27 protein-coding genes are annotated in these 26,828 nt (G+C 71.5%); 12 read left to right on the plus strand and 15 right to left on the minus strand.

Annotated features, from left to right (window positions below):
• Window positions 1–97: 97 nt before the first annotated feature.
• The 4 genes from EP26_RS36175 to EP26_RS05570 are packed head-to-tail and all read left to right on the plus strand — an operon-like array spanning window position 98 to window position 4,887.
• Entirely contained in the window at window positions 98–1,192 is a 1,095-nt protein-coding gene (locus EP26_RS36175; protein ID WP_052388836.1) for an alpha/beta hydrolase, read from the plus strand.
• A 43-nt stretch (window positions 1,193–1,235) separates the two neighbouring features.
• On the plus strand, window positions 1,236–2,096 hold the full coding sequence (locus EP26_RS05560; protein ID WP_043336710.1) for an FAD binding domain-containing protein: 861 nt from the start codon (window positions 1,236–1,238) through the stop codon (window positions 2,094–2,096).
• Entirely contained in the window at window positions 2,093–4,399 is a 2,307-nt protein-coding gene (locus EP26_RS05565; protein WP_043336711.1) for a xanthine dehydrogenase family protein molybdopterin-binding subunit, read from the plus strand. Before EP26_RS05560 ends, EP26_RS05565 begins: the two co-directional genes overlap by 4 nt.
• On the plus strand, window positions 4,396–4,887 hold the full coding sequence (locus EP26_RS05570; RefSeq protein WP_043336715.1) for a (2Fe-2S)-binding protein: 492 nt from the start codon (window positions 4,396–4,398) through the stop codon (window positions 4,885–4,887). Before EP26_RS05565 ends, EP26_RS05570 begins: the two co-directional genes overlap by 4 nt.
• Here the strand turns inward: EP26_RS05570 and EP26_RS05575 are convergent.
• The 3 genes from EP26_RS05575 to EP26_RS05585 form a co-directional block, all read right to left on the minus strand.
• Window positions 4,884–5,420 carry a DUF3576 domain-containing protein gene (locus EP26_RS05575; RefSeq protein WP_043336717.1) on the minus strand — a complete coding sequence of 179 codons (537 nt, stop codon included), beginning with the start codon at window positions 5,418–5,420 and terminating at the stop codon, window positions 4,884–4,886. The two genes, EP26_RS05570 and EP26_RS05575, sit on opposite strands and share 4 nt — an antisense overlap.
• Window positions 5,421–5,529: 109 nt before the next feature.
• On the minus strand, window positions 5,530–7,113 hold the full coding sequence (locus tag EP26_RS05580) for a porin (protein WP_084112343.1): 1,584 nt from the start codon (window positions 7,111–7,113) through the stop codon (window positions 5,530–5,532).
• 121 nt (window positions 7,114–7,234) lie between these two features.
• The gene (locus EP26_RS05585) at window positions 7,235–7,822 is read right to left on the minus strand and encodes a thiamine phosphate synthase (protein WP_043336721.1); all 588 of its coding nucleotides are present in this window, start codon (window positions 7,820–7,822) and stop codon (window positions 7,235–7,237) included.
• Window positions 7,823–7,825: 3 nt separating this feature from the next.
• Between EP26_RS05585 and EP26_RS05590 the strand changes: the two genes are divergently transcribed.
• Window positions 7,826–8,491 carry a YggS family pyridoxal phosphate-dependent enzyme gene (locus EP26_RS05590; RefSeq protein ID WP_043336723.1) on the plus strand — a complete coding sequence of 222 codons (666 nt, stop codon included), beginning with the start codon at window positions 7,826–7,828 and terminating at the stop codon, window positions 8,489–8,491.
• Between the two features lie 90 nt (window positions 8,492–8,581).
• Here EP26_RS05590 and EP26_RS34645 read toward each other — a convergent pair whose 3' ends face one another.
• The 3 genes from EP26_RS34645 to ribA form a co-directional block, all read right to left on the minus strand.
• Window positions 8,582–8,758 carry a hypothetical protein gene (locus EP26_RS34645; RefSeq protein WP_157033415.1) on the minus strand — a complete coding sequence of 59 codons (177 nt, stop codon included), beginning with the start codon at window positions 8,756–8,758 and terminating at the stop codon, window positions 8,582–8,584.
• A gap of 68 nt (window positions 8,759–8,826) precedes the next feature.
• Window positions 8,827–9,324 carry a L,D-transpeptidase family protein gene (locus EP26_RS05595; protein WP_043336725.1) on the minus strand — a complete coding sequence of 166 codons (498 nt, stop codon included), beginning with the start codon at window positions 9,322–9,324 and terminating at the stop codon, window positions 8,827–8,829.
• The gene (ribA, locus tag EP26_RS31690) at window positions 9,321–10,469 is read right to left on the minus strand and encodes a GTP cyclohydrolase II (protein ID WP_052388837.1); all 1,149 of its coding nucleotides are present in this window, start codon (window positions 10,467–10,469) and stop codon (window positions 9,321–9,323) included. The genes EP26_RS05595 and ribA overlap by 4 nt, the downstream gene beginning before the upstream one ends.
• Window positions 10,470–10,675: 206 nt before the next feature.
• Here ribA and EP26_RS05605 point away from each other — a divergent pair, with 206 nt between their 5' ends.
• A complete protein-coding gene (locus EP26_RS05605; RefSeq protein WP_043336727.1) occupies window positions 10,676–11,395 on the plus strand; it encodes a response regulator transcription factor in 720 nt (239 codons plus the stop codon).
• Between the two features lie 8 nt (window positions 11,396–11,403).
• Here EP26_RS05605 and EP26_RS05610 read toward each other — a convergent pair whose 3' ends face one another.
• From EP26_RS05610 to ispH, 4 genes are all read right to left on the minus strand, one after another.
• On the minus strand, window positions 11,404–11,997 hold the full coding sequence (locus EP26_RS05610; protein WP_043336730.1) for a malonic semialdehyde reductase: 594 nt from the start codon (window positions 11,995–11,997) through the stop codon (window positions 11,404–11,406).
• A 103-nt stretch (window positions 11,998–12,100) separates the two neighbouring features.
• A complete protein-coding gene (locus EP26_RS05615; RefSeq protein WP_043336732.1) occupies window positions 12,101–12,661 on the minus strand; it encodes a NifU family protein in 561 nt (186 codons plus the stop codon).
• A gap of 92 nt (window positions 12,662–12,753) precedes the next feature.
• Window positions 12,754–13,926: an adenosyl-hopene transferase HpnH gene (gene hpnH, locus EP26_RS05620; protein WP_043336734.1), complete on the minus strand. Its 1,173-nt coding sequence runs from the start codon at window positions 13,924–13,926 to the stop codon at window positions 12,754–12,756.
• Window positions 13,927–13,940: 14 nt separating this feature from the next.
• Window positions 13,941–14,885 carry a 4-hydroxy-3-methylbut-2-enyl diphosphate reductase gene (gene ispH, locus EP26_RS05625; protein WP_043336934.1) on the minus strand — a complete coding sequence of 315 codons (945 nt, stop codon included), beginning with the start codon at window positions 14,883–14,885 and terminating at the stop codon, window positions 13,941–13,943.
• A gap of 169 nt (window positions 14,886–15,054) precedes the next feature.
• On the opposite strand from ispH, the gene EP26_RS05630 reads away from it, so the two are divergent.
• Genes EP26_RS05630 through EP26_RS05640 form a run of 3 tightly spaced genes read left to right on the plus strand, consistent with a single transcriptional unit; the run spans window position 15,055 to window position 19,668 of the window.
• Window positions 15,055–15,441 carry a copper resistance CopC family protein gene (locus tag EP26_RS05630; RefSeq protein ID WP_043336735.1) on the plus strand — a complete coding sequence of 129 codons (387 nt, stop codon included), beginning with the start codon at window positions 15,055–15,057 and terminating at the stop codon, window positions 15,439–15,441.
• Window positions 15,442–17,097, plus strand: a complete 1,656-nt coding sequence (locus tag EP26_RS05635; protein WP_043336738.1) for a copper resistance D family protein — start codon at window positions 15,442–15,444, stop codon at window positions 17,095–17,097.
• 3 nt (window positions 17,098–17,100) lie between these two features.
• Complete coding sequence (locus EP26_RS05640; RefSeq protein ID WP_043336741.1) at window positions 17,101–19,668, plus strand: MMPL family transporter; 2,568 nt, start codon at window positions 17,101–17,103, stop codon at window positions 19,666–19,668.
• Window positions 19,669–19,687: 19 nt separating this feature from the next.
• Here EP26_RS05640 and murJ read toward each other — a convergent pair whose 3' ends face one another.
• Window positions 19,688–21,232: a murein biosynthesis integral membrane protein MurJ gene (gene murJ / locus EP26_RS05645; protein WP_043336743.1), complete on the minus strand. Its 1,545-nt coding sequence runs from the start codon at window positions 21,230–21,232 to the stop codon at window positions 19,688–19,690.
• 21 nt (window positions 21,233–21,253) lie between these two features.
• The gene (locus EP26_RS31695) at window positions 21,254–21,478 is read right to left on the minus strand and encodes a type 2 periplasmic-binding domain-containing protein (protein ID WP_052388838.1); all 225 of its coding nucleotides are present in this window, start codon (window positions 21,476–21,478) and stop codon (window positions 21,254–21,256) included.
• A 96-nt stretch (window positions 21,479–21,574) separates the two neighbouring features.
• Here EP26_RS31695 and EP26_RS05650 point away from each other — a divergent pair, with 96 nt between their 5' ends.
• Both EP26_RS05650 and EP26_RS05655 read left to right on the plus strand, forming a co-directional pair.
• The gene (locus EP26_RS05650) at window positions 21,575–21,913 is read left to right on the plus strand and encodes a hypothetical protein (protein WP_157033416.1); all 339 of its coding nucleotides are present in this window, start codon (window positions 21,575–21,577) and stop codon (window positions 21,911–21,913) included.
• A gap of 5 nt (window positions 21,914–21,918) precedes the next feature.
• Entirely contained in the window at window positions 21,919–22,149 is a 231-nt protein-coding gene (locus tag EP26_RS05655) for a hypothetical protein (protein WP_043336745.1), read from the plus strand.
• 347 nt (window positions 22,150–22,496) lie between these two features.
• Here EP26_RS05655 and EP26_RS05660 read toward each other — a convergent pair whose 3' ends face one another.
• Window positions 22,497–23,729: an AMP-binding enzyme gene (locus tag EP26_RS05660; protein WP_052388840.1), complete on the minus strand. Its 1,233-nt coding sequence runs from the start codon at window positions 23,727–23,729 to the stop codon at window positions 22,497–22,499.
• Window positions 23,730–23,810: 81 nt separating this feature from the next.
• Window positions 23,811–24,188: a photoactive yellow protein gene (pyp, locus tag EP26_RS05665; protein ID WP_043336938.1), complete on the minus strand. Its 378-nt coding sequence runs from the start codon at window positions 24,186–24,188 to the stop codon at window positions 23,811–23,813.
• Between the two features lie 524 nt (window positions 24,189–24,712).
• Between pyp and EP26_RS05670 the strand changes: the two genes are divergently transcribed.
• The gene (locus EP26_RS05670; protein WP_169747362.1) at window positions 24,713–26,494 is read left to right on the plus strand and encodes a chloride channel protein; all 1,782 of its coding nucleotides are present in this window, start codon (window positions 24,713–24,715) and stop codon (window positions 26,492–26,494) included.
• On the opposite strand, the gene EP26_RS05675 is transcribed toward EP26_RS05670, so the two are convergent.
• Window positions 26,495–26,776, minus strand: a complete 282-nt coding sequence (locus EP26_RS05675; protein ID WP_043336748.1) for a hypothetical protein — start codon at window positions 26,774–26,776, stop codon at window positions 26,495–26,497.
• Window positions 26,777–26,828: the final 52 nt, after the last annotated feature.

A 26,828-nucleotide genomic window follows, 5' to 3' on the forward strand; every position in this document is an offset into this window, starting at 1 on the left:
GGCCTTACCTATTAGGGAAGTCCGTGCCGCCATCGCCACCGTTGCCTCAGCGAGACGGCGGGGCCACATAGTCGGTGCCCCACCGCATGGACCCTCGATGCGCTTCCGCCTGTTGCTGATCCTGCTGCTCGGCCTCGCGCCCCCGCTGCGTGCCGAGCCCATCGAGGCGCAATACCGCAGCATCTTCTCCGCCAGCGCGCTCGGCACGCCGGGGCCCTCGCTCGGCCTCGTCAGCAACTTCACCCTGGTCTATCGCGGGCTGATGGGCCATGCCGCCTTTGCCCTGGCGCGCGAGGCCTCCGGCCGCTCCGCCTGGGGCTACGCCAATGCCGCGCCGACGCCCGAGCAGGCCCAGGCCGCCGCCCTGGCCAATTGCCGCCGCGTGCTCGGCCCGGTCCAAGCCGAATGCCGCATCCTCGCCAGCGATGCCGGACTCGCCGGCGGCCCCTCCATTCCCCTCGCCCAGGGCGGCATCGGCCCCTTCCGCTGGGCGCCGATGCTGCTCCGCCGTGGCCCGCAGGCGGCCCGCGGCGTCGTCATCTGGTCGCATGGCTATGGCGGGCCGGAGCGCGACTACCGCACCGCCCCCACCCCCGGCTTCGTCTCCATCCTGAACGATGCGGGGTGGGACGTGCTGCGCTTCGACCGCAACCCGGCCGAGGACGCCCTCTACACCAGCCTGCCGCGCCTCACGGACGGCTTGCAGGCCGTGCGCGCCGCCGGCTACCGCCGCATCATCCTCGGCGGCCAGTCGCGCGGCGGCTGGCAGTCGATCATGGCGGCGAGCGCCCATCCCGGCCTGGTCGATGCGGTGATCGCCACCGCCCCCGCCGCCCATGGCGAGGCGAGCCGGGCGAACAACCTCGCCTCCGGCCTTGAAGACTTCCGCCGCCTGCTCGCCGGCCTGCCGCCGGGCGGCCCGCGCCTCGCCGTCGCCATCTTCGACGGCGACGACTTCGACCCAGACCCCGAAGCCCGCGCCAGGCTGTTGGAGGAGGCGGCACAGCGCCGCCCGGCGCCGGTGCTGGCCCTCTGGCCCGCCGGCTCGCAGCCCACCCCCATCCGCGGCCATGGCGGCGGCACCGACTGGCGCTTCACCACCCTCTACGGCGCCTGCCTGCTCACCCTGGCCGATGCCCCGGAAGCCGCCGCCCCACGCGGCCTCCGCCGCACCCCCTGCGGCGGCGGCTGAGGGACCTTGCGCCACCGGAACCGCCGCCCCTACCCTCGCCCGCATGAAATGCCCGCCCTTCGACTACCACGCGCCACGCAGCCAGGCGGAAGCCCTCGCCCTGCTGGCCCGCCATGGTGAGGAGGGGAAAATTCTTGCCGGCGGCCAGAGCCTGGTCCCGACCATGGCCTTCCGCCTGTCGCGCCCGGCCAGCCTGATCGACATCAACCGCATCGCCGAACTCGACCATTGCCGCGCCGAGGGCGGCCGGCTGCGCATCGGCGCGCTCACCCGCCATGCCCGCTTCGAGCGCCCGGTAGCACCCGGCCCGACTGGCGCGCTGCTTGCCCGCGCGGCCGAGCACATCGCCCACGCCCCGATCCGCACCCGCGGCACCTTCTGCGGCAGCCTCGCTCATGCCGACCCGGCCTCCGAATGGTGCTGCATCGCCCTCGCCCTTGGCGCCGAGATGCGGGTGCTGCGCGAGGGCGGCGAGCGCCTGGTCCCCGCCGCCGACTGGTTCCAGTCCGTCTTCACCACCGCCCTCGCCCCGGATGAGCTGCTGGCCGAGGTAAGCCTCCCTCTGCTCGGCCCCGACTGGCGCTGCGGCTTCGCCGAGTTCAACCGCCGCGCCGGCGACTTTGCCCTGGCGATGGCGGTGACCGCCCTCCGCCTCGACCCCGCCGGCCATGTGGCGGAGGCCCGCATCGCCCTCGGCGGCGTCGCCGGCACGCCGATCCTGGCCGAGACGGCCGCCGCCTCCCTCCTCGGCGCCCCGCCGACGCCCGAGCGCCTCCGCGCCGCCGCTGCCCTGGCGGCCGAAGGCTTCGAGCCGACCGAGGACGCCCAGGTCCCCGCCGACTACCGCCGCGACTTGGTCCGCGCCATGACCCGCCGTGCCCTGGAAGGGTCACTTGCCGCATGAACTGGACTGGCCGCCGCCTCCCCCGCACCGAGGACCCCGCCCTGCTCCGCGGCGAGGGTGCATTCACCGCCGACCTTGCTGCCGGCGCCCGCGCCGTGCGCTTCCTGCGCAGCCCCTACGCCGCCGGCCGCATCCTCTCGATCACGGCCCCCGACCTCCCCCCCGGCGCCCTGCTGATAACGGGCGCCGACCTCGAGGGCGTCGGCGCCATCCGCCCCGAGCTCTTCCGCTTCAACTACCGCGCCATCGCCCAGCCCGTGCTGCCGCGCGAGCGCGTCCACTTCGTCGGCCAGCCCGTCGCCGCCGTCGTCGCCGCCACGCCGGAAGAGGCCGAGGACATCGCCGAGACCATCCTCCTCGACATCGAGCCCGAGGACCCCGTCGTCACCATCGACGACGCGCTGCGCCCTGGCACCCCTACCCTCCACGCCGAAGCCCCCGGCAACCTCGTGGTGGACGGCACCATCCGCCACCCCGACTGCGAGGCCGCCTTCGCCCGCGCCGACCGCATCGTCGAGCTCACCCTCCGCTCCGGCCGCCAGAATGCCACGCCGATGGAGGCCCGCGCCGGCCTCGCCGCCTATGACCGCGCCACGGGCCGCATCCGCCTCACCGCCTCCTGCCAGATGCCGCATATGCTCCGCACCGGCATCGCCACCCTGCTCGGCATGGCCGAGGCCGACCTCCAAATCGTCGCCCCCGACGTGGGCGGCGGCTTCGGCCAGAAGATGGCCCTCTTCCCCGAGTACCCACTGCTGGTCTGGCTCGCCCGTCGCCACCGCGGCAGCTTCTGCTGGGTCGAGGACCGCAACGAGAACCTGATCGCCTCCGCCCATAGCCGCGAGCAGCGCCACCACCTGCGCGCCGCCTTCGCCGCCGACGGCACGCTGCTGGGGCTGGAGGCCGACATCCTCGCCAATACCGGCGCCTTCTCCTGCTACCCGACCACCTGCGGCGTCGAGCCGCTGATGGCGCTGGCGGAGTACCCCGGCCCCTACCGCCTCCCCACCTACGCCGCCCGCGCCCGGGCGCTTGCGACGAACACCTGCCCCGCCGCGCCCTATCGCGGCGTCTCCCGCCCCGTCGTCACCTTCGGGCTGGAGCGGCTGATGGACCGCGCCGCCGCCGCCCTCGGCATCGACCCGGTCGCGCTCCGCCGCCGCAACCTCGTCACCGAATTCCCGCATGTGACGCCGACCGGCCTCACCCTCGACCAGGCCTCCTATGTCGAGGCGCTGGACCGCGCCGTGGAAGCCGCCGACATCCCCGCCTTCCGCACCCGCCAGCAGGCCGCCCGCCGCGAGGGCCGCTATCTCGGCCTCGGCCTCGCCGTCTTCAACGAGCGCACCGGCTACGGAACCCCGGCCTTCGCCGCCCGCGGCATGGGCATCGTCCCTGGCTACGAGGTGGTGGACATCGCCATGACCCCCGCCGGCGAGGTGGAGGTCCGCATCGGCGCCTCCCCCCATGGCCAGGGCCTGCGCACCGCCCTCGCCCAGCTCGCCGCCGACCGCCTCGGCCTCGACCCGTCGCGCATCCGCGTCATCCATGGCGATACGGACCGCACGCCCTATGGCTGGGGAAGCTTCGCCAGCCGTGGCGCCGTCATCGCCGGCGGCGCCACGCAGCTCGCCGCGGACAAGCTCGCCGCCCGCCTCCGCCGCGCCGCCGCCCGCCTGCTCCAGGCCGAGCCCGAGAGCATCGCCCTCCGCGACGGCGCCGCCTGGGCCGGCGAGGCCTCCATCCCGCTCACCGAGATCGCCCGCCGCGTCCACCAGCGCTCCGAGCAGCTCTCCGACCTCGACGGCTTCAACCTCGCCGAGACGGCGCAATACGACCCCGGCGGCACCTTCTCCAACGCCTGCCATGTCGCGGAAGTCGAGGTGGATGCCGAGACCGGCCATGTTCGCGTCCTGCGCTTCCTCGTCGTCGAGGATGCCGGCCGCCTGCTGAACCCGCTGATCGCCGATGGCCAGGTCCATGGCGGCGTCGCCCAGGGCATCGCCAACGCCCTGCTGGAGGAAGTCCTCTACGCCCCCGACGGCAACCCGCTCACCGGCAGCCTCGCGGACTACCTCCCCCCCAGCGCCGCCGAGATCCCACCCATCGAGATCATCCACATGGAAACCGAAAGCCCCGAGACGCTGACCGGCGCCAAGGGCCTCGGCGAGGGCGGCACCATCGGCGCCCCGGCCGCCATCGCCAATGCGATCAGCGACGCCCTCGCCCCCTTCGGCGTCGACATCACGGAACTGCCTGCGACCCCCGCCCGCATCCGCGCCCTGATCCGGAACGCCCGATGACCAAGACGCCGATCCGCCTCACCGTGAACGGGGTGCCGCACGACATCGCCGTCGAGCCCCGCCGCACGCTGGCCGATGCGCTGCGCGACGACTGCGGCCTGACCGGCACCCATCTCGGCTGCGAGCACGGCGTCTGCGGCGCCTGCACGGTTCTGTTGGACGGCGAGGTCGTCCGCGCCTGCCTGCATTTCGCCATCCAGGCCGATGGCCGCACCATCCGCACCGTCGAGGGCCTCGCCACGCCGGACGGCACCCTCAACCCGCTGCAGCACGCCTTCTGGCAGCATCACGGCCTGCAATGCGGCTTCTGCACGCCCGGCTTCCTGATGCTCGCCACCTGGCTGCTGGAACAGGAAGAGCCGGTGGACGAGGCGCGCCTGCGCCACGTCCTCTCCTCCAACCTGTGCCGCTGCACCGGCTATCAGAATATCCTCACCGCCGTCCGCGCCGCCGCGCAGGCGATCGGTAAATGGACGGAAGCGGCCTAGCGCGAAGCCGACTGGCTCCGCAGCTCCCGCGCCCGCGCCAGCACCTTGTCCTCGAGATCGGAGTTGGTCGAAACCGAGACCGGGCTGTCCACCCACTGCCCATGGTCCAGCGTCTGCCGGAACACCTGCACCCGCACCCCATCCGAGCGAAGCTGCCGCCCGAGCACATAGGCCTGCGCCCGGAACCGCTCACCATTGGCCGAAGGTGGCGAATACCAGTCGGTGATGATCGTCCCGCCGAAGGGATCGGCCGAGGCCAGCGGCATGAAGGAGAGGGTGTCGAGCGTCGCCCGCCACAGATAGGCGTTCACGCTGAGCCCGCTGCCGCCACCGCTGGCCGCCGCCTCCCGCGCCTCGCGGTCCTTGTCCACGCCGAAGACGACGATGCCGGCGCTCGCGCCTTGCGGGCGGTTCCGCGCCCGGCCTTGGCGCCAGTCGCCATACTCGTCATTCCCGACCAGGCGCTGGTTCTCGCCGCCGCAGGCAGCGAGCAGGGGAAGGGCGGCAACGAAAGCAAGAAGGGCTGGTTTCATGATGCGCGCACACTAGATGCGCCGCCCGGGCAATCAAGCATAATTGCGTTGAGAAACAAAAAGGGGCGGCAGGTTACCCTGCCGCCCCCATTCCGCTGGTCCCGAAGGATCAGAAAGCCAGACGAGTGCCCAGAATGAACACCTTCGCGGTGTTGCGGTCCTGCACGCCCGGGTTGGACGGGTCGAGGTCGCGGCCACGCTCCGCCACCGTGTAGCTGCTGTACTCGGCCACGATGTCGAGGCCCGGCGCGAGGCGGTAGTTGGCGCCGATGCCGTAGCCGAGGCGGCGCATCATGGCCGCACCGGCTGCGTTGTTGGTCGCCGTCAGCGCGCCGGCAGCGTTGTAGCCGAAGGTGGTGCGGCTCGCGCCTTCCACAGTCTGGATCAGGTAGTTACCGCCGACGGTGAACGGCCCGACCGTGTAGCTGGCGCCGGCGAAGAACTGATCCATGGGCCGGTCGCCCTTCTGCAGGTTGCCCCAGAAGAAGTTCGAGGCACCATGCTCATACTGCGCACCGACCGTGAAGCCGTAGGCCGAAGCCTGCGCACCCACCTGCCAGACGCCGAGCGGCTGGAAGACAGAGCGCTGCACGTTGAGCGGGCTGAGCTCCTTCGCTGCGCCCGAGCCGACATAGCCGCCGGTAACGGACAGGCCGACACCGGCCAGGCTGCCGCGCCAGCGCACCGCACCCTGGTACTCGTTGCGGCGGACCGACTGGTTCGGGCCGGCCGCGGCGATGCCGAAGTTAGCGGCGCCGGTGAAGGCATAGGAGGTGTCGCACCAGCCACTGGACTGGTTGCTGGGGCAGCCCGTGTCTTCGCCTTCGTTGTAGTTGAAGGCGAAGGATGCGCCGAAGTCGAAGCCGAAGAACTGCGGCGACAGGTAGATGATCTTGGTGTTGTCGCCGAGCGAGCCCGGGGAGGTCGTCGTGCGCACATTGGCCTGGCGGGTCACGAAGGACTCGCGGTCGCCGTAGATGCCGCCGGTGCCGAAGTTGGTGATGACGCCGGAGTTCATCAGGCCGCCGACCGGACCGTCCTCGTCACCGAAGCGGATCTGGCCCCACATCGGCGAGGCGATGAAGGCGTACATCTCGTCGATGCTCGCCGTCGTCTTGCCGGTGCTGGCACGCTGCTGGACGATGTTGCGGCCTTCCTGCTGGTTGAAGGCGATCTCGACCACCGCGCCGTAGGACAGGCCGTTCGCCGTCTTGCCGTTGACGAAGACATGGACCTCGGCATCGGTGCTGAAGTCGTTCTTCGACAGGCGGGCGACCTGGCCCGTGCCGGTGCCGACATTGGACTCGGTCGTCGGAACGGACGGGTTGGTCGGGTTTGTCGTGCCGGCGATGGAGAAAGGCGACTGCGCCAGGTTCGCCGTCGCGCCGGACGTGTTGGTCGCCAGGCCGGACGGCACGGTGCTGTTCCGCCCGCTCTGCTGCGTGTTGCCGTAGTAGGCCCGGAAGAAGCCGCCGATGCGGACGGTCGGGGCTTCCTGTGCCTCGGCAACAGCCGGTGCCAGGAGCGCCGCGCCGACCACCGCGGTCGTGCCCAGCAGTATCTTGCGCATTCTAAACCTCCTCAGTCGCCGGGCTGGCCGGCTGTTCCCTGTCTGACCCACCCGCCCCCCCGCGGCTTGCGCCGCTTTGGCAGGTGCCATACCCAAACCCGACCAATGCCGGTTGACGGACATGACCGGGTCCGCACCGGACTATGGTCCAGCGCAATAATGGGCGGCAACGGGCGACACAGCGTTACCGCGACATCGCTGAGACACTGTGGCTCGCCAGCCACAGGATGTTGTAAGCCCTTCGTCACAAAGCCCGGAAACCATCGATGGCCGCCAGCCCCGCCGCCCAGCGTGGCAGCCGCCCGGCATTCCCCGGCCCGACCCCACCGAGCGCGATCGCCGGCCGCCCCGCCCGCCGTGCCAGCCCTGCCCAGCGCAACGGCCCGAGTCCCCGCGCCCCCGGATGGCTCCGGGTCGGGAAGACCGGCGACACCACCACCGCATCCACCCGCAGCCGCCGCGCCCGCGCCAGCCCGCGCCGCCCATGCACCGCCGCCGTCAGCAGCAACCCACACCCTCGGCTCCGCCGCGCCAGCAGGAAGGGCAGCACCCCCGCCACCCTCTCCCGGTCCGGCAGATGCAGTCCCGCCCCGAGCCTGAGCGCCAGCCGCCCATCGCCGCCGACAAGCAGCCGCAGCCGCCTCCGCCGTAGGATGACGGCGAGCCCCTGCAACACCCCCGGCGCCAGCCCCCGCGCGAGCACCGCTGCCCCGGGCGGCAGCCGCGCCGCCAGCGCCCGCGGGTCGGGCAGCCGCACCGGGTCGCTCACCAGCACCAGCCGCGGCCCCGCCCATGGCTTGAGCCGCCGCGCCGCGCCCTCTAGCTTCCCCATCGCATGACCGACATCGCCGCCAACCTCGCCCTGATCCAGGCCAGGATCGCCGAGGCCACCGCCCGCGCCAACCGCCCGGCCGGCGCCGTCACCCTCGTCGCCGTCTCCAAGACCAACCCGGCCGAGGCAGTCGCCGCGGCGCTGGCCGCTGGCCAGGCGGTCTTCGGCGAGAACCGCGTGCAGGAGGCCGCGGGCAAATTCCCCGGCCTCCGCCCGGACTGGCCGGCGCTCCGCCTGCACATCATCGGCGGCTTGCAGACCAACAAGGCCCGCGACGCCGTCCGCCTCGCCGATGTCATCGAAAGCCTGGACCGCCCGAAGCTCGCCGTCGCCCTTGCCGAGGCCATGGCGAAGGAGGGCCGCCGCCCCGACCTCCTGGTCCAGGTCAACACCGGCGACGAGCCGCAGAAGGCCGGCATCCCGCGTGCCGAGGCCGAGGGCTTCATCCGTGCCTGCCGCGAGGAATGGGGCCTGCCGGTGCGCGGCCTCATGTGCATCCCGCCCGCGGCGGAGGACCCGCGCCCACACTTCCTCTATCTGGCGGAGCTCGCCGCCCGCCACGCCCTGCCCGTGCTCAGCATGGGGATGAGCGCCGACTTCGAGGAAGCGATCGCCTGCGGCGCCACCCATGTCCGGGTCGGCAGCGCCATCTTCGGCGCGAGGGGCTAGCCCCGCCCCGGCCCTCCGCCGTCATGCGCGGGCCTGACCCGCGCATCCCGGACCCGATGGCCCTGCCATGACGAAGCCGGTGACCGAGCCTCAGTCCCGCGGCCGGTCATTCCGTCCATAGGCGAACATCACCACCAGCCCGGCCAGCATGAAGCTCACCGCCGCCAGGGTGCCCAGCCCGACGAAGCCCAGAACCACCCCGAGCACCATCAGCCCTGCCACCAGCGGCACCGGCCGCGCCATAATGGAACTGAACGTTCCTGCCATGGCCTATTCCTCCCCATGTTCTTGCGGGAAAGACTGCCAGGATCAGTCCGAAGCTGTCCAGGCGGTCATCATCCGTCCATGACCTGGATCGCGCTCAACCCCGCCCCCAGCACCGCCCGCAAGGCCGGCTCGGGCAGGGCGATGCACCCCTCGGTCGGCGCCAGGTCGGGCCGGGCGAGATGCAGGAAGATCGCGCTCCCCCGCCCCCGCTCCACCGGCGCGTCGTTCCAGCCGAGGACGCCGATGATGTCGTAGAGCGCATCCTCCCGCCACAGCAGCTCATGCCGCGCCGGATGCGGCAGCCGCACCTGCTGATTGTAGTCGGCATGCGCCGGGTCGTCGCACCAGCCATCCGTCGGCGCGATCGGCTCGACCGCCACCCGGCAGCGCGGCGCCGCCACCCGGTCCGCCCGGTACAGCACCCGCCGCAGCGGCAGCAGCCCGACGGGCGTCGCTCCATCCCCCTCGCGCTTGTACCGCCTTATGCCGCCCTTGCCGAGCGCGCAGCGCCAGGCCCCCGCCTCCAGCCGCAACACCCCCTCGGGCCCGACAACCGCCGTGCTCATGCCAGCCAGTGCCCGAAGCGCCGCGCCTTGGTCTCCAGATAGCGGTCATTCACCCCGTTCGGGGCGAAGGCATGCGCCTCCCGCCCTTCCACCACGATGCCGCAGGCGCCGAGCGAGGCCAGCTTCTCCGGGTTGTTGGTCAGCAGCCGCACCCGCTCGATGCCGAGCTGCCGCAGCATGGTCGCCGCCACCATGAAATTCCGCTCATCCGCCCCGTAGCCGAGCGCCCGGTTGGCATCCAGCGTATCCAACCCGCCATCCTGCAGCCGGTAGGCGCGGAGCTTGTTGACCAGCCCGATCCCCCGCCCCTCCTGCGCCAGGTAGAGCAGCACCCCCGCCCCCGCCTCGCCCATCCGCCGGATGGCACCCCGCAGCTGCGGCCCGCAATCGCAGCGGAGCGACCCCAGCAGGTCCCCGGTGAAACATTCCGAATGCAGCCTGATGAGCGGCACCGCCTGCTCCTCCGGCCGGCCGACCAGGATGGCGAGATGCTCGATCCCACCATCCGCCGCGCGGAAGGCGATGATCCGCGCATCCGGCGCATCCTCGAGCGGCACCGCCGCCTCCGCCACCCGCCGCAGCGAGGTCGCGGCCTCCAGCGGATAGGCCAGCACATCCGCCGCCTCCACCGCCAGCAACTCACCCTTCATGGGCCCTGCCGGCGCCGCCACCACCGCCGGCAGCAGCCGCCCGAGCTTGGCCAGCGCCAGCGCCGCATCGGAGGCCGGCGGCGCCGGCACCCGCTCCGTCCGGCTCCCCTCCGGCAGCCGGTCGACGGTCGGGTCCGCCAGGCTCCGCAGCAGCGCCGGGTCCAGCAAAGCCGGCGGCGCGCGAAGCGCAATCGCCGCCTCCTCCACCCCCTGGACCGGCCGCAGCGCGGGCGTGGGCGCGATATCCGCCGCCCGGCTCGGCGCCAGCAGCAGCACCGCCGGCCCCTTGGCCAGCGCCGCCAGCTCGGCGAGCCCCGCCGCCCCCACCGTCTCCGCCGCGGCGATCACCAACGCCTGCTCGCCGGCGCGCAGCAGCACCGGCGTGCCCCGCCGCAGCTCCGAGGCGGCCCGATGCACCGCCCGCAGCGACAGCGCCTCCGCCGAGGAGTGGGGGGCATCGGCGCCTGGCGCGCCAGAAACAACAGGAAGGGGCATGTTCGTCAGTCTAGGTCCATGAAAGCCGCATCGCGCCCCAGGAATGTGGCGCCGAGACGGCATTCAACGATAGGAGGAGCGAAATATTGATTCCATAACAGCCCCGACCCACCTGACGGCGTGCAATGGCTTGACAACTGCGCCACAGCTTCGCCATCGACTAGGTTTAATCTACACTGACAAGAAATCCTTCCTTGGGAGATGGCATGGCTGGTCCCCGCCCGCTGCTGATCGTGGATGACGACGCCGCCCTCCGGGCCACGCTGGCGGAGCAGCTTTCGCTCGACGGCGAATTCGAGCCCGCCGAGGCCGCCACGGCCGGCGAGGCCGAGGAGATGCTCGCCTCCACCACCAACCGCTTCGACGCCGTCTTGCTGGACATCGGCCTCCCCGACGGGGATGGCCGCGAGCTTTGCACCCGCCTCCGCCGCCAGGGGCTGAAGATTCCGGTCATCATGCTGACCGGCGCCGATGCCGAGGCGGATGTGGTGCGCGGCCTCGATGCCGGCGCCAACGACTACATCGCCAAGCCCTTCCGCCTGAACGAGCTGCTGGCCCGCCTCCGCGCCCAGCTCCGCGTCTTCGACAACAGCGAGGACGCCGTCTTCCTGGTCGGCCCCTACACCTTCCGCCCCTCGGCGAAGCTGCTGATGGAGCAGGCCCGCAACCGCAAGATCCGCCTCACCGAGAAGGAGAGCGCGATCCTGAAATACCTCTACCGCGCCGGCGGCAAGCCGGTCGGGCGGCAGATCCTGCTGAACGAGGTCTGGGGCTACAACAGCGCGGTGACGACCCACACGCTGGAGACGCATATCTACCGCCTCCGCCAGAAGATCGAGCCGGACCCGACCAATGCTCGGCTCCTGCTGACCGAAGGTGGCGGCTACCGCCTGGACCCGGCGGCGGGCTCCGCCACCGCCGGCTAGGCGGGCCCCTACTCGAACCGCGCCGCCTCGTCGAAGGTCAGGCGCGGTGAGCGGGGGAAGAGCCCGCTCTCGTCGCCATAGCCGAGATTGACCAGGAAGTTCGACTTCCAACTCGTCCCGGCGAAGAAGGCCTCATCCACCTTGGCATTGTCGAAGCCGCTCATCGGCCCGGCATCGAGGCCGATCGCCCGCGCGGCGAGGATCAGGTAGGCGCCCTGCAGGCTGCCATTGCGGAACGCCGTCACCTCCGCCAGCGCGTCGTTGCCTGCGAACCAGGACCGCGCATCGGCATGGGGGAAGAGCTTCGGCAGCTCGTCGTAGAAGCGCGTGTCATGCGCCACGATGGCGATGACCGGCGCCGTCATCGTCTTCTCGAGATTGCCCTCGGACAGCGCCGGCCGCAGCTTCTCCTTGCCCTCCGCCGTGCGGATGAAGACGAAGCGCGCCGGCGACGAGTTGGCGCTGGTCGGCCCGTATTTCAGCAGGTCGTAGAGCTCGGCGAGCTTGGTGTCCGGCACCGGCCGGTCCTGCCACTTGTAATGGGTCCGCGCGGTCCGGAAGAGGGTATCGAGCGCGGCGGCATCGATGGTCTGGTCAGCCATGGCAAGCTCCTGAAGGCTTCGCTATGCCGACCGGTATCGCCCCGCCACGGCCCGGCGCCAATCCCGCCGGGCCCATCACCGCCATCACCGATGGTGATGAGGCTCAGGCCTCCACCTGCTCCACCGCCGTGACTTCCGGCACATAATGCCGGAGCATATTCTCCACGCCATGCTTCAGCGTGGCACGCGAGGAGGGGCAGCCCGAGCACGCGCCCTGGAGGTGCAGCCGCACCACGCCGTCGCGGTAGCCGCGGAAGACGATGTCGCCGCCATCCCCCGCCACCGCCGGCCGTACGCGGGTGTCGAGCAGCTCCTTGATCTGGTCGACGATCTCGGCGTCGGCCTCGTCGTATTCCTCGTCCTCCGCATCGCCGTCGCTGTCGAGCACCGGCAGCCCGGCCATGAAGTGGTCCATGATGGCGCCGAGCACCTGCGGCCGCAGCTGCGCCCAGTCGGCATCGCCGGTCTGGGTGACGGTGACGAAATCCCCGCCGAGGAAGACCCGCGCCACGCCCCCGAGGGCGAAGATGCGGCTGGCGAGCGGGCTGCGCGCCGCCACATCGGCGGAGGCGAAATCGGCGGTGCCCGCGCTGCCCATCACCTCCCGCCCAGGGAGGAATTTCAGGGTGGCGGGGTTCGGGGTGCCTTCGGTCTCGATGAACATCGGTCAGATCCTGCCAGTTCGGCGTATTTCCGGACTAACGTGGTCGGCTTTAGCCCCGGATGCAACCCGCCCCCTGCCTATTCCCGTTCGGCCTATTCGGCTGCGACGGCCGGGGTGCCGCCATGCTTCGCCCCGCGCACCGGCTTCTGCTTCGGCTCGTGCTTCAGCTCGGCCATGGTCTGCTCCACATGCCGGGAGAAGACGAAATCCGCCTTCCGCTGGTTCGAGAGGTCGATCTCGGGCGCCATCTCGCCCTCGGTCTTCGGCCCGCGCATCTGCCGCGCCATCGCCTTGACCGGGTGCTTGATCGAGTCGATCACCGCCGAGGCCTCGAAGCCGGAATGCACCATGCAGTCGGCGCACTTCTCGTAGTTGCCGACCCCGTACTTGTCCCAGTCGGTGGTCTCCATCAGTTCCTTGAAGCTCTTGGCGTAGCCCTCACCCAGCAGGTAGCAGGGCCGCTGCCAGCCGAAGATGTTCCGCGTCGGGTTGCCCCAGGGCGTGCAGTTGTAGGTCTGGTTGCCGGCCAGGAAGTCGAGGAAGAGCGAGCTGTTGCCCATCTTCCACCCCTTCCCCTTGCCGCGGGCGAAGATGCCGCGGAACAGCTCCTTCGTCTTCCGGCGGTTGAGGAAGTGCTGCTGGTCCGGCGCCCGCTCATAGGCATAGCCCGGCGAGACCATGATGGCGTCGACGCCCATGGCGGTGACGTCGTCGAAGAACTTCGCCATCCGCTCCGGCTCGGCGTTGTTGAACAGTGTCGCGTTGATGGCGACGCGGAAGCCCCGGCGCTTGGCATCCTTCAGCGCCGCGACCGCCCGGTCGTAGACGCCCTTCTGGCTGACCGCCCAGTCATGCTGGTCCTTGTCGCCGTCGAGGTGGATGTCCCAGGTGAAGTTCGGATGCGGCTTGTACTGCTCGATCCGCTTCTCGAGCAGCAGCGCGTTGGTGCAGAGGATGACGACCTTGCCGCGCTTGAGGATGCCCTCCACGATCTGCGGCATCTCCTTGTGCAGCAGCGGCTCACCCCCGGCGATGGCCACCACCGGCACGCCCGTCTCGTCGACGGCCTGGAGGCACTCCTCCACCGAGAGGCGCTTGTTCAGGATCGGATCCGGATAGTCGATCTTGCCGCAGCCCGAGCAGGCCAGGTTGCACTTGAACAGCGGCTCCAGCATCAGCACGAGCGGATAGCGCTTGCGCCCCAGCATGTGCTGCTTGAGCACATAGGCGCCGACCTTCATCTGCTGCCGCAGCGGGATACCCATAGCAAACCTGCTCCTCAGCTCGCCGCGCTCGCCTCGGGTTCAACGAGGGCCGACGGCAGCTTGAACGACACATCCTCGACGATGCCCGGCAAGGCGGAGACCTCGACGGGGCCAAGCCGCCCCAACGCCGCGATCACCTCCTCCACCAGGCTTTCCGGGGCGGAGGCCCCGGCCGTGATCCCTACCACCTCCGCGCCGCGCAGCCAGTCCGGCCGCAACGCCCCGGCATCCGGGATCAGGTAGCAGGGCACCCCCTGCTCCGACCCGATCTCCCGGAGGCGGTTAGAGTTGGAACTGTTGGCGGCTCCTACAACCAGCAACACGTCCACCCGCCGCGCCAGCTCGCGCACCGCCGTCTGCCGGTTCTGGGTGGCGTAGCAGATGTCCCGCGTATCAGGACCGATGAGGTCCGTGAAGCGGGCTTTCAGCGCCTCGATGATCCCGCGCGTATCGTCGACCGAGAGTGTGGTCTGGGTGACGAAGGCCACCGGCCGGTCAGGCGGGATCGGCAACGCCGCCACATCCGCCGCGCTCGCGACCAGATGAACCTCGCCCGGGATCTGCCCCAGCGTCCCCTCCACCTCGGGGTGCCCGGCATGCCCGATGAGGATGAGCGTCCGCCCCTGCGCGATGTAGCGCCGCCCCTCGATATGCACCTTGGAGACCAGCGGGCAGGTCGCATCCAGCACCGGCAGCCCCCGCGCCTCCACCTCGATCTCGACGGCACGGGAGACGCCATGCGCGCTGAAGATGGTCACTGCCCCGGCCGGCACCTCGGCCAACGCCTCGACGAAGCGGGCGCCCTTGGCCTCCAGCGTCTCGACCACGCGGCGATTATGGACGATCTCATGCCGCACATAGACGGGAGCGCCGTATTTCTCGAGTGCCCGCTCGACGATATCCACCGCCCGCACGACACCGGCACAGAACCCCCTCGGCTGCGCCAGAACAATCCGCATCAGCACCGCCCCCTAGCCTGAACGCCGTAGCCACACCCCCGGCGGCCAGTCGTTCCGCCTCACGGCATCTTGCGCCACGGATGTTTTGCTGCACTTTGCCGCCCCGTTGCAACCGGGGAGTAGTTCCGCGCCGCCACCCGGCGCGGCCTGCCCCCGACCGGAGGTTGCCTTGCCCCGCCGCCTTTCCCTTGCCCGTCGCGCCTTGCTGGCCGCCCTGGTCCTCGCCCTCTCGGGCGCCGTCGCCGGCCCCGCCTCGGCCCATGCCATCGTCGTCACCTCGGAGCCCACGGCCGGCGCCAGCCTCGCCGCCGCCCCGCCCCAGGTGACGATCCGCTTCAACAGCCGCCTCGACCATGCCCGCAGCCGCCTGCTGCTGATCGGCGCCGACAACGCGCAGACCACCCTCCCCATCGCCGAGGGGGGCGATCCGGTGGCGCTGACGGCTCCCCTCCCCGCCACCCTCGCCCCCGGCGAATGGCGCCTGCGCTGGCAGGTGCTGGCGATCGACGGCCACATCACCCGCGGCGACATCCCCTTCACCGTGAAAGCCCCGTAAGTGGAGCAATTCCTCGACCTTTACGGCTTCGCCAGCGTCATCCTCCATGCGATGGAGCTGGTGGCGCGGACCGTCCTGCTCGGCTCGGTGATCTTCTGGGTGCTGCTCGCCGCCCCGCTCGGCCGGCTGATGCCACCCGGCGACGCCACCCGGCTGCACGCCATCGCCCGGCGCACCGTGCTCACGGCCGGCATCGCCTCGCTCGTCTCCACCTTCCTGCTCGGCCTGCTGGGCTTCGGCGCCTTGCAGGCGACGCTCGATACCGGCCCCGGCGCCCTGCTCGGCGCCAATTTCGTGGTGCTGACCGGCCTCGACCTGCTGGCGATGCTGGTCCTGCTCGCCCTCGCCCTGCCGCGCGAGGCCCCTGGCCGCGACCGCCGCTTCGCCCTGCTCGGCGCCGCGGTACTGGTGCTGGTCGCCGTCACCTTCGGCAGCCACGCCATCGCCCGCACCGAAGGCCGGGCAATGCTCCTCGCCGCCACCGCGCTGCACCAGGCGGGCGCCGCCTTCTGGCTCGGCGGCCTGCCCTGCCTCATCGCCGCGCTGCGCCTGACGCCCCCCTCCGCCCGCATGGCCGGCCAGCGCTATTCCCTGCTCGCCGCCACCGGCGTCGGCTTGATCCTGCTCGGCAGCGCCGGCTTCTGGTTCGGCTTCATCGGCTCGGTCGAGGCGGTCTACGGCACCGCCTACGGCTCCATGGCCGCATCCAAGCTCATCATGCTGGCGATGCTGCTGGTGCTGGGGGCGATGAACTACCGCCTGCTCCACCGCATCCCGTCCTCGCCCGGCGGCACCCTCCGCCTCCGCCGCTTCATCGAGGCGGAGATGGCGATCGGCATCGCGGTGCTGGCCGTCGCCGCCTCCCTCACCTCCGTCCCCCCGGCCATGGACCTGCCCGACGACCGCGTCACCTGGGCCGAGATCACCGAGCGCTTCACCCCGCAATGGCCGCGCCTCACCAGCCCGGACCATGCCGACCTGGCGATCCCGGCGCTGCAGGCCCAGCTCGACGCCGAGGCGCAGCGGCGGGAAGCGGCCCAGCGCCCCCAGGCCTTCACCCCCGGCGAGGGCCTGCTGCCCCCACGCAACGCCACCGACATCGCCTGGAGCGAGTACAACCACCACTGGGCCGGCATCATGGTCCTCCTGGTCGGCCTCGCCGCCCTGCTCGACGCGACGGGCCGCGTCCCCGTCGCCCGGCACTGGCCCCTGGTCTTCCTCGGCCTCGCCGCCTTCCTGCTGATCCGCTCCGACCCGGAGGCCTGGCCCCTCGGCGATATCGGCCTGCTCGACAGCCTCCGCGACCCGGAGGTGGTGCAGCACAAGCTCGCCTCGCTCCTGGTCGTTGGCTTCGCCGTCTCGGAATGGTCGGTCCGCCTCGGCCTGCTGCGCGGCCGCGTCCGCTTCGTCTTCCCGGTAGCGATGCTCGCCGGCGGCGTGCTGCTGCTGGCTCACACCCACGCCATCTCCAACATCAAGGACGCGCAGCTCATCGAGCTGTCGCACCTGCCGCTCGCCCTGCTCGCGGTGGTCGCCGGCTGCGCCCGCTGGACCGAGCTGCGCGGCCCGCCGGAGCTGGCGAAGGTAGGCCGCTGGCTCTGGCCGGCCTGCCTCATCGGCATCGGCTTCCTCCTGCTGATCTACCGCGAGGCGTAACTGATGCTGCTCGCCCGCATCGGCGCGGCCCTCGCCCGGGCCGCGGCGCACCGGCCATGGCGCGTGGTGCTGCTCGCCCTGGCGCTCGCCCTGATGAGCGCGCTGGCGGTCGGCAGCCGCTTCACCATGAACACGGATACGGACGCGCTCTTCCCCGCCGACCTCCCCTGGCGGCTGACCGAGGAGCGCATCGCCACCGCCTTCCCTCAGCGCGAGCGCGTCATCGCCGTCGTCGTCGATGGCGAGACCGGCGATGCCGCCGACCGCGCCGCCGCCGCCCTGGCCGAGGCGCTGGAGCGCCGCCACGACCTCTTCCTCGCCATCCAGCGCCCTGACGCCCTGCCCTTCTTCCGCCGCAACGCCCTGCTCTTCCTCGACACCGACGAGGTCCGCCAGACCACCGAGCGCATCATCGCCGCCCAGCCCCTGCTCGGGACGCTCGCCGCCGACCCGAGCCTGCGCGGCCTCGCCACCGCCCTCGGCCTGATCCTGCAAGGCATCGAGCGCGGCGAGGCGAAGCTCTCCGACCTATCGGCGCCGCTCGCGGCCCTTACCCCCGCCGCCGAGGCCGCCGCCGCCGGCCGCACCGCGCCGCCCGACTGGGCCGCCCTCTTCACCGGCCGCGCGCCGGACCCGCAGGCGCTGCGCCGCTTCGTCCTGGTCCGCCCCCGCCTCGACTTCTCCGCCCTGAGCCCCGGCGCCACCGCCGCCGAGGCGATCCGCGAGGCCACGACCCGCCTCGACATCCCCGGCACCCGCTTCCGCATGACCGGCGAAATTCCCATGGCCGACGAGGAATTCGCCTCCGTCGCCGAGGGCGCCGTGCGCAACACGCTGCTCTCCCTCGCCTTGGTCGCCCTGCTGCTCTGGCTGGCGCTGCGCTCCTGGCGGCTGATCCTGCCCGTCCTGGCCACCCTCCTCCTGGGCCTGCTGGTGACGGCCGCCTTCGGGGCGCTGGCCATCGGCCCCTTCAATCCGCTCTCCATCGCCTTCGCCGTGCTCTTCATCGGCCTCGGCGTCGATTTCGGCATCCAGTACGCCGTCCGCTTCCGCGAGCAGCGCCACGAAGCCGGCGGGCTGGCCCCGGCCCTCGCCGCGGCCGGCAGCGCCGCCGGCCCCGGCATCCTGCTCGCGGCCTTCGCCATCGCCGGCGGCTTCCTCGCCTTCCTGCCGACCGGCTACCGCGGCGTCTCGGAGCTCGGCGCCATCGCCGGCGTCGGCATGCTCGTCGCCGCCTTCCTGTCGCTGACCCTGCTCCCCGCCCTGCTCCGCCTGCTCTCCCCCCCCGGCGAGCCGGGGGAGATCGGCTGGACCGCCCTCGCCCCGGTGGAGCGCGCCCTCTCCCATCGCCGCGTGGTCGTCCTGACCGCCGTCCTGGCGCTGGCCGCCGCCGCCACGCTTCCGCGCCTCGGCTTCGACTTCAACCCGCTGAACCTGCGCGACCCACAATCCGAGGCCGTCGCCACCTTCCGCGACCTGATGCACTCGGCCGAGACGACGCCCAACACGCTGAACGTCCTCGCCCCCTCGCTGGAGGCCGCCCAACCCCTCGCCGCCCGCCTCGAAGCCCTGCCCGAGATCGCCCGCTTGATGACGCTGGCCAGCTTCGTCCCCGAGGACCAGCCGGCGAAGCTCGCCCTGATCCAGGACGCCGCCGACCTGCTCTCCCTGACCCTCGCCCCGCCCACGATCCAGCCGCCCCCCGACGACGCCGCCACCGCCGCCGCCTTGCGCGACCTCGCCGCAGGCCTGTCGAAGGCTGCCCAGAGCGCCAGCCCCGAAGCCGCCGAGGCCCGCCGCCTCGCCGATGCGCTGTCGCGCCTCGCCTCCGGCCCGCCCGAAGGCCGCGCCCGCCTCGCCTCCGCCCTTCTCCCTGGCCTGACCGCGACCCTCGCCCAGCTGAACGACGTCCTCCAGGCCGCCCCGGTGACGCTGGAGAGCATCCCCGCCGAACTCCGCCGCGACTGGATCTCGGCCGACGGCCAGGCCCGCATCGAGGCCTGGCCGCGCGACCTCTCCGACGACAACGCCGCCCTCCGCCGCTTCTCCGAGGCGGTGGAGGCGGTGGCGCCCGGCGCGAGCGGCATGGCGATCTCCATCCGCGCCTCCTCCGCCACGATCCGCGACGCCTTCCTGCTCGCCGGCGCCATCGGCCTCGCCTGGACCTGCCTGCTGCTGCTGCTGGCGCTCCGCAGCCTCCGTCTTGCCGTGCTGGCCCTCGCCCCGCTGGTGCTTGCCGGCCTCGTCACGCTGGCGATCTGCGCCACAATCGGCCCGGCGCTGAACCTCGCTAACATCATCGCCCTGCCGCTGCTCTTCGGCATCGGCGTCGCCTTCGACATCTACTACGTCGTCGCCTGGCGGGCCGGCGAGCGGGCCCTGCTGCCGACCGCGGTGACGCGTGCCGTGCTCTTCAGCGCGCTGACGACGGGCAGCGCCTTCGGCACCCTGGCGTTCTCCTCCCACCCCGGCACCGCCAGCATGGGCATCCTCCTGGCGATATCGCTGGTCACCGTCCTGGCGGCCGTGCTGCTGGCCCTGCCCGCCCTTCTGCACAATTTCGCCAAGTAGCTGAGCGAAATCCGGCCGCTCAGGCCTTCCGCCGCCGCCGGAGCAGCATCGTCTTGACCTCGAGCAGGTTGACCGCCCTCAGCAGATGCGCCGCCGCGAAATAGGCGACGCAGCCCGAGGCGATCAGCAAGGCGAGCGCCGCGAACCGGAACCCCGGCCCCGCCGGAAACAGCAGCCACTCCATCCCCCAGAGCACCGCCCCCATCACCACCGAGGCCGCCACCAGCCTTGGCACCCGCTGCCTGAGCCGCCGATCGGGGAGGAAATGCCCCCGCCGCCACAGCAGCCCGCCCAGCATCACCGCATTGAACCAGGCGGAGAGCGCCGTCGCCAACGCCACCCCCACATGGCTGAGCCACTGCGTCAGCACCAGGTTGAGCGCCAGATTGAGCGCGACGGCCGCGAACCCCACCTTCACCGGCGTCGCCGTATCCCCCCGCGCGAAAAAGCCCGGCGCGAAGATCTTCACCAGCACATAAGCCGGCAGGCCGATCGCATAGGCCGCCAGCGCCGCCGCCGTCGCCTCCGCCTCGGCCAACCCGAAGACGCCCCGCTGGAACAGCACGATGACGATCGGCCCCGCCGCCACCGCCTGCCCGACCGCCGCCGGCAGGCAGAGCAGCAGCGACAGCTCCGCCGCCCGGTTCATCGTCCGATGCGCCGACAGGCTCTCCCCCGACCGCACCTGCCGCGACAGCAGCGGCAGCATCGCCGTCCCCACCGCCGCGCCGATGACGCCGAGCGGCAGCTGCCCCACCCGGTCGGCATAGTAGAGGTAGGACACCGCCCCCGCCGGCAGGAAGCTGGCGATGATGACATCGACCGCGAGGTTGAGCTGCGTCACCCCCGCCCCGATGATCCCCGGAATCATCCGCCTGAGCACCTGCCTGACCTCCGGCGCCAGGCTCGGCAGCCTGAGGAAATGCAGCGCCATCCCCGCCCGCGCGCAGGCCCAGAGCACCAGCCCCAGCTGCACCGCCCCCGAGACGGTGACACCCCAGGCCAGCGCATGGGCCGGCGTCGCCACATAGGGCGTCAGCACCAGCAGCGAGGCCATCGACAGCAGGTTGAAGAAGATCGGCGCGGCAGCGGCGGCGGCGAACCGGTCCAGCCCGTTCAGCACGCCCGAGACCAGCGCCGTAAGGCAGATCAGCAGCAGATAGGGGAAGGTGATCCGCGTCAGCTCGATCGCCAGCTGGAACTTCGCCGGGTCGTCCGAGAAGCCCGGCGCCAGCACCTGCATCAGCTGCGGCATGGTGATCATGCCGATGACAACGAGCAGCGAGAGCCACAGCGTCATCAACGCCGCCATCCGCTCCGCCAGCTGCTGAGCGACTCGCGGCCCCTGCACGGCGAGCGTCCCCGCGAAGGCCGGCACGAAGGCGGCGTTGAACGCCCCTTCGCCGAACAGCCGCCGGAACAGGTTCGGCAACTTCAGCGCGACGAAGAAGCAGTCCGCCACCGGCCCGGCCCCGAGCCGGGCCGCGATGAACATATCCCGCGCGAAGCCGAGGACGCGGCTGGCCATGGTCCAGCCGCCAACGGTGAGGACGCCTTTGAGCATGGCGCGCCCTCTAGCCTGGATTCATGCCGGGGGCGAGGCTTCTGCGGCAGCCATGATCCATCGCGCGAAGGCGTCGAAGGCCGGCTCCCCTGCGCGAAAAGGTTGATGCACCAGGAACCACCCTCCCCCTTTGGAGACGAAGCGGGGAAACGGCGCCACCAGCCGCCCCGCCGCCAGGTCGTCGTCGATATAGAGCCTGATCGGCTGGGTGCCCGACAAGCCGCTCGCCCTGCTCGCCCTCGGCATCACTCCCTTCCTGGTGAAGCTGATGCCCCCCGCCTCGCCCCCGACCCGCACAACCCGGCGCAGGGCCTCGCCTACGGCACGGTGGCGATGTCGCTGATGCTCCTCACCAGCGTCGCGGGCCCCCTCATCGACCGCTTCTTCCTGGGCGTCGGCCTCGACCGCCGCCAGATCGTGGCGACCAAGGCGGCCGGCCAAATCCTCGGCCACGCGCTGAAGCTCGCCTATTTCAGCGGCCTCGCCAGCCAAACCGCCGGCCTCGACTGGCCGGTCGCCCTCGCCGCCGTGCTCTGCTCCATCCTCGGCACGACGCTCGCCCGCCGCATCCTCGAAGCGATGACCGACAGCCAATACCGCCGCTGGACCGACCGGCTGATCGCCGCCGTCTCCGGCACCTACATCCTCTATGGCAGCTACCTTCTCGCCCCCCCGGAGTGACCCCCATGCAGGACGTCATCACCCCGCTGATCCGCGACCTCGTTGCCTCCGTCGCCACCACCCCCCGGCCCTACCGCGAGGTGCTGGAGGCCTGGCGCACCTCCTGCCCCCGGCTGACGGTCTGGGAGGACGCGGTGGATGGCGGCTTCGTCGCCCTGGAGCGCAGCGGCACCGGTGAGGTGCAGGTGGTGGCGACGGCGCGCGGGCGGGAATTGCTTGATTGCAAAGCGGAATGAGTGTATAGGAAAACTATCATCCAGCGTGCTGCGAGAGGGGCGCTGCTCCTCTCGGGCTCTCCCCGCCAAAGGCCGAAGGGCCTTTGGAAACCTTGGGCCTGGGGAGTTTGTGTTTGAAGCGCCGGGATGTCGGCATTCGCGGCCCAAACGGACCCTCGCAGCGGTGATCCGAACGAACGGGCTTGGCCGGAAGCGGCAGGTCCGCTTTCTGGTGGAGCATAGGAGACAGCGGCCGCGGCGGCGCAATCCCGGTTGGGCTGCGCGGGATGCGACACGGGCCGTCCGATGCTGGGGGCGAGACCTGCAGCCACGCCCTCACTCCGGGATCGACCGGTCGGTGACCGGGACTACAGGGCGGGCCAGTCTGCGGCTTTGCCTGCCGGCGAGAGCGGGAGGGCGGGCCCGAAGGCGAAGGCGCGGGGCCGCTCAGGCGGCGGCAGCCGTGCCTCGACATGCGCGACGAGGATCGCCCGCAGAGCTTCCTCGCCGGTCCCGCCCTGGCGGGGCACCACGAAAGCCTTCAGCCGGTCCCCCTCCTCGGGCCGCATGAGCCGCACCGTCGCCTCGACAACCTGAGGATGCTCGCGCAGCACGGCCGCAACGCGTTCGGGGTGCACATTAACGCCGCCGACCTGCACCGCGCCGTCATGCCGCCCAAGCACCCGGAAGCGGCACGCATCCTCCCAGTCCAGGCGGTCTGGTGGGGGGATGGAAGCCTCCCCGCGGACCAGGCCTGCCGTCCCGCGGCGCCAGCCCGGCAGCAGCGCGGACGGCGCCTCGGGCGCCTCGCGCCACCCGATGCCGGCCGTCTCGGAGGAGCCGTAGACCTGTACGAGCCGCGCGAAGCCCGCGGCCAGGACCGCCCTCGCGGTCGCCTCGGGGCAGGGTGCGGTGGAGGTCACGCCGACGACGTCGACGGGAACGCCCTCGGGCAGCCCCCGGGCGACGGCGCTCCACCAGACCGGGTGACCCACCACGAGGTCGCCCGGGCGAAGCAGCCTGCGCAGCGCTGCCGGGGAATGCCCGCGAAGATCCAGCACTGCGTCCTCGCCGAAATGGCGCGGCAGCAGCACCGTGAAGATCAGGCCGTAGATGTGGTGCGCCGGCACGGCGGCGAGCACGCGTCGGCGGCCGGCGAACAGGTCCCCCCAAAATTCCGCCTCCGCCTCGAGCCGGACGAGCGGATGGGGGCAAGGCTTCGGCAGGCCGGTGCTGCCGGAGGTACGGAAGGTGAGTGCTCGATCGTGCCGCGCCAGCCCCGCCCGGGCGACCTGCAGCCAGTCCCCGAAGCCGCGACGGGTCAGCAGGTAGTCCTCGATGCCGCTCTCATGCAGTTGCAGCAGCTCGGACAAGGCGCCGGCGACCGCGAGCAGATCGAGCGAGTCGAGCCCAAGGCCTCTTTCGCAGAGCGCAAGGTCCAGCGGCCAGGGCGGCGCCGGCAAGGCGGTCCTCGGGCGCAGGGCGCGGAACTCGTGCGCGATCAGGTCGGCGACGACGCGCTCCAGGGCGCCGGAACCGTGCCACCAGGGCGGCAGCGCAGTGGAGGGCGTCAGCGCACTGGGCGGATCATGCTCGTGCATGGGAATCTCGTGCGAGGAAGGCCGGCGAAGGGGCCGCAATTGTCGCCCGTCGCGGGCGCGACCCCATCGCCGGCCCGCATGTCACAGGCGCTTGACGAAGACCCAGTAGTTGTCGCCAGCCAGGGCCTTCTTCATGTGCACCTTCACTTTCGTCGCCTTCATGTTGTAGTCGAAGGTGTATTCAATCATCGTGTTGAGGTCGCCCGAGGCCACGCCCTTGTCGAAGACGCCGCGGAAACCCGGCGTATTGGTGCAGGGCGCGACCTCGGTGAAAAAGTTGCGGCCGATCACCGCCTTCGGGTCGCGGCCGGTGATCGCCCCCTCCGCCGCGTTGTAGCGGAGGATTCTGCCGGTCCGGTCGAGTTCGACGGCGCCGAAGGCGAGCTTGTCGATATCGGCCGTCGACATTTTGGAAAGCACGTTGTCGATGTCGGCTTTCCCGAAGCCGATGACACCCATCATTCCGTCCAAAGGTCCCACTCCGTTCCTGAGTCCGCCCCGTGCGTTGCAGCGGATGAGCGAAGCTCTACGACATAGGCCTTAACAAAGCTGGAACGTGACGCGGGCGGGCCGGACGCTTCCGTCAGCCGCTTTGGACGTGCCGAGCCGCGGCACCACCGCCGCGCACCCTCGGCGGAAGCGTTGGGCAGGCGCTTTGGATGCGCTGCAGACGGTGTGGAGGCCGCTTCCCACCCAACTCAGCCATCGGCCTGTTGAAAAGCCTTGTCCGCCTTCAAGGAGACGACAACGGCGAGTAAGTGGCCGAATTGGGCGCAAAGCCGCCTCCGAAAAGCCGTGCGCCATGCCTGGTTGCCGCCCGAAGCGAACCGTCCCCGCCAACGCGCCTAAATCCCTAAAATCCTAAATTTCCCCGAAATCCCCAACGATCCCAACCCCTTCCCCATCCCCGCCCTCAAACCTTTAGCCTCCGCCCCCACAACCCCCTCGCCAGTCGCGCCCCGTTGCGGCAATGACCATCGGGCATGACCACGCTCGCCCTCCGCCGCCGGATGCTGCTGATGCGCCGCTGGACCCATCTGGCGACGCGCCTCCGCGGCTGGGTCCGCGGCAGCGAGATCGCGGTGGTCGCCCTCGCTGTGCTGATCGGCATCGGCGTCGGCCTCCTCGCCTGGGGGATGGGCGCCGCCGCCCATGGCCTGCAACGCCTGCTCTACGGGCTCGACCCGCATCTCCGCCTCTCCGCCGCGACGCGCCTGACCACCTGGCAGCTCCTGCTGGTGCCTTGCCTCGGCGGCCTGGCGCTGGCCGGGCTGAACCGCGCCATCCGCCGCTGGCGCCCTGGCGCGCCCGTGGACCCGATCGAGGCCAATGCGCTCCGCGGCGGCCGCCTCTCGCTGACCGACGGCGTCGTCGTCGGCGCCCAGACGGTGCTCTCCAACGGCGTCGGCGCCTCGGTCGGGCTGGAGGCGGGCTATACGCAGGTGGGCGGCGGCCTCGCCTCCCGCCTCGGCCGCGCCTTCTCGCTCCGCCGCGGCGACCTGCGGATCCTGGTCGGCGCCGGCACCGCGGGCGCCATCGGCGCCGCCTTCAACGCCCCGCTCACCGGCGCCTTCTACGCCTTCGAACTCGTCATCGGCACCTACAGCATCGCCGCCCTCTTCCCGGTGGTGGCGAGCGCCGTCAGCGCCGTCCTCGTCGCCCGCGCCCTCGAGGCCGGCACCTATGTGGTGGAGACGGCGGCGCCGAGCGTCGTCGATCCGGTCTACTACCCGCTCGCCCTGCTGGTCGGCGCCCTCTCCGGCCTCGGCGGCATCGCGCTGATGCGTGGCGTCGGCCTCACCGAAAGCCTGCTCGCCCGCGGCATCCCTTCCTCCACGCTGCGGCTGATGGCAGGCGGCCTCGCGGTCGGTGGGCTGGCGCTGATCTCGCCCGTTGCCCTCTCGGCCGGCCATGGCGCGCTGCACATGGCCTTCATGACCGAGGCGCCGGCCTGGCCGATCCTCGTCCTGCTGGTGGTGAAGGCCATGGCCTCCATCCTCTCGCTCGGCAGCGGCTTCCGCGGCGGGCTGTTCTTCGCCTCGCTGCTGATCGGCGCGCTCGGCGGCAAGCTCGTCGCCGCCCTGCTGGCGATGCTCTCGCCGCCCGGGCCGGACCCGCTGATCCTCACCATCGTGGGCATGAGCGCCTTCGGCGCCGCCGTCATCGGCGCGCCGCTGGCGATGACCTTCCTCGCGCTCGAGACGACGGGCAGCCTCGCCGTCAGCGGCCCGGTGCTGGCCGCCGTCGCGGTCTCCGGCCTGATCGTGCGGCGGCTGTTCGGCTATTCCTTCGCCACCTGGCGCTTCCACCTGCGCGGCGAGGCGATCCGCAGTGCCCATGACATAGGCTGGGTGAACGACCTCACCGTCGGCAGCCTGATGCGCCGCGAGGTGCAGACCGCGCCGCTGACCATGGATCTGCCCGCCTTCCGCCAGCGCTTCCCCCTCGGCGCGGTGAGCCGGGTGGTGGTGCTGGGCGAGGGCGGCCGCTACGCCGGCATCGTCTCGGTGCCCGAGGCCCACGCCGCCCCGCCCGAGGCCAGCCTCGAAAGCCTGCTCCACCTGACCGACCGCGTCCTGCTGCCGAGCATGAACGCCCGCATCGCCATGTCCGCCTTCGAGGCGGCGGAGGCGGAGGCGATGGCAGTGGTGGACGGCCCCGGCCGCCGCGTCATCGGCCTGCTGACCGAGGCCCACCTCCTCCGCCGCTATGGCGACGAGGTTGAGAAGCGACGCCACGAGGAAAGCGGCATCGCCTCCGGCTGACTACTCCTGGGCGAGGCCCGCCGTGCTGTCCTTCTTGCCGAGGCCGGTCGCCCGGTCCTCCTCCTGCCCGGCGCCCTCGGGGCCGTTGTCGTCCGGCACCCCGCCCTTGACGCCGATATTCACCGGCCCGCCCGGCGCCTTCGCGTCGTTGCGGTTGTTGTTCTCACCGGGCGAGGGCTTGTACTGATTGGTCTTGTCCCGCTGCGGCGCATGCGGGCCATGGCTGCTGGTCAGGTTCTCCTGCGGCTCGATATTGCTGCGGCGATCGGGTTCCGGCGGCATGGCGTCTCTCTTCTCGTTGGGTTCGGAAGAGCCAACGCGCCAGCCGCCGATA

The sequence above is a fragment of the Belnapia moabensis DSM 16746 genome (genome assembly GCF_000745835.1).
GTDB classification, from domain to species: Bacteria; Pseudomonadota; Alphaproteobacteria; order Acetobacterales; family Acetobacteraceae; genus Belnapia; species Belnapia moabensis.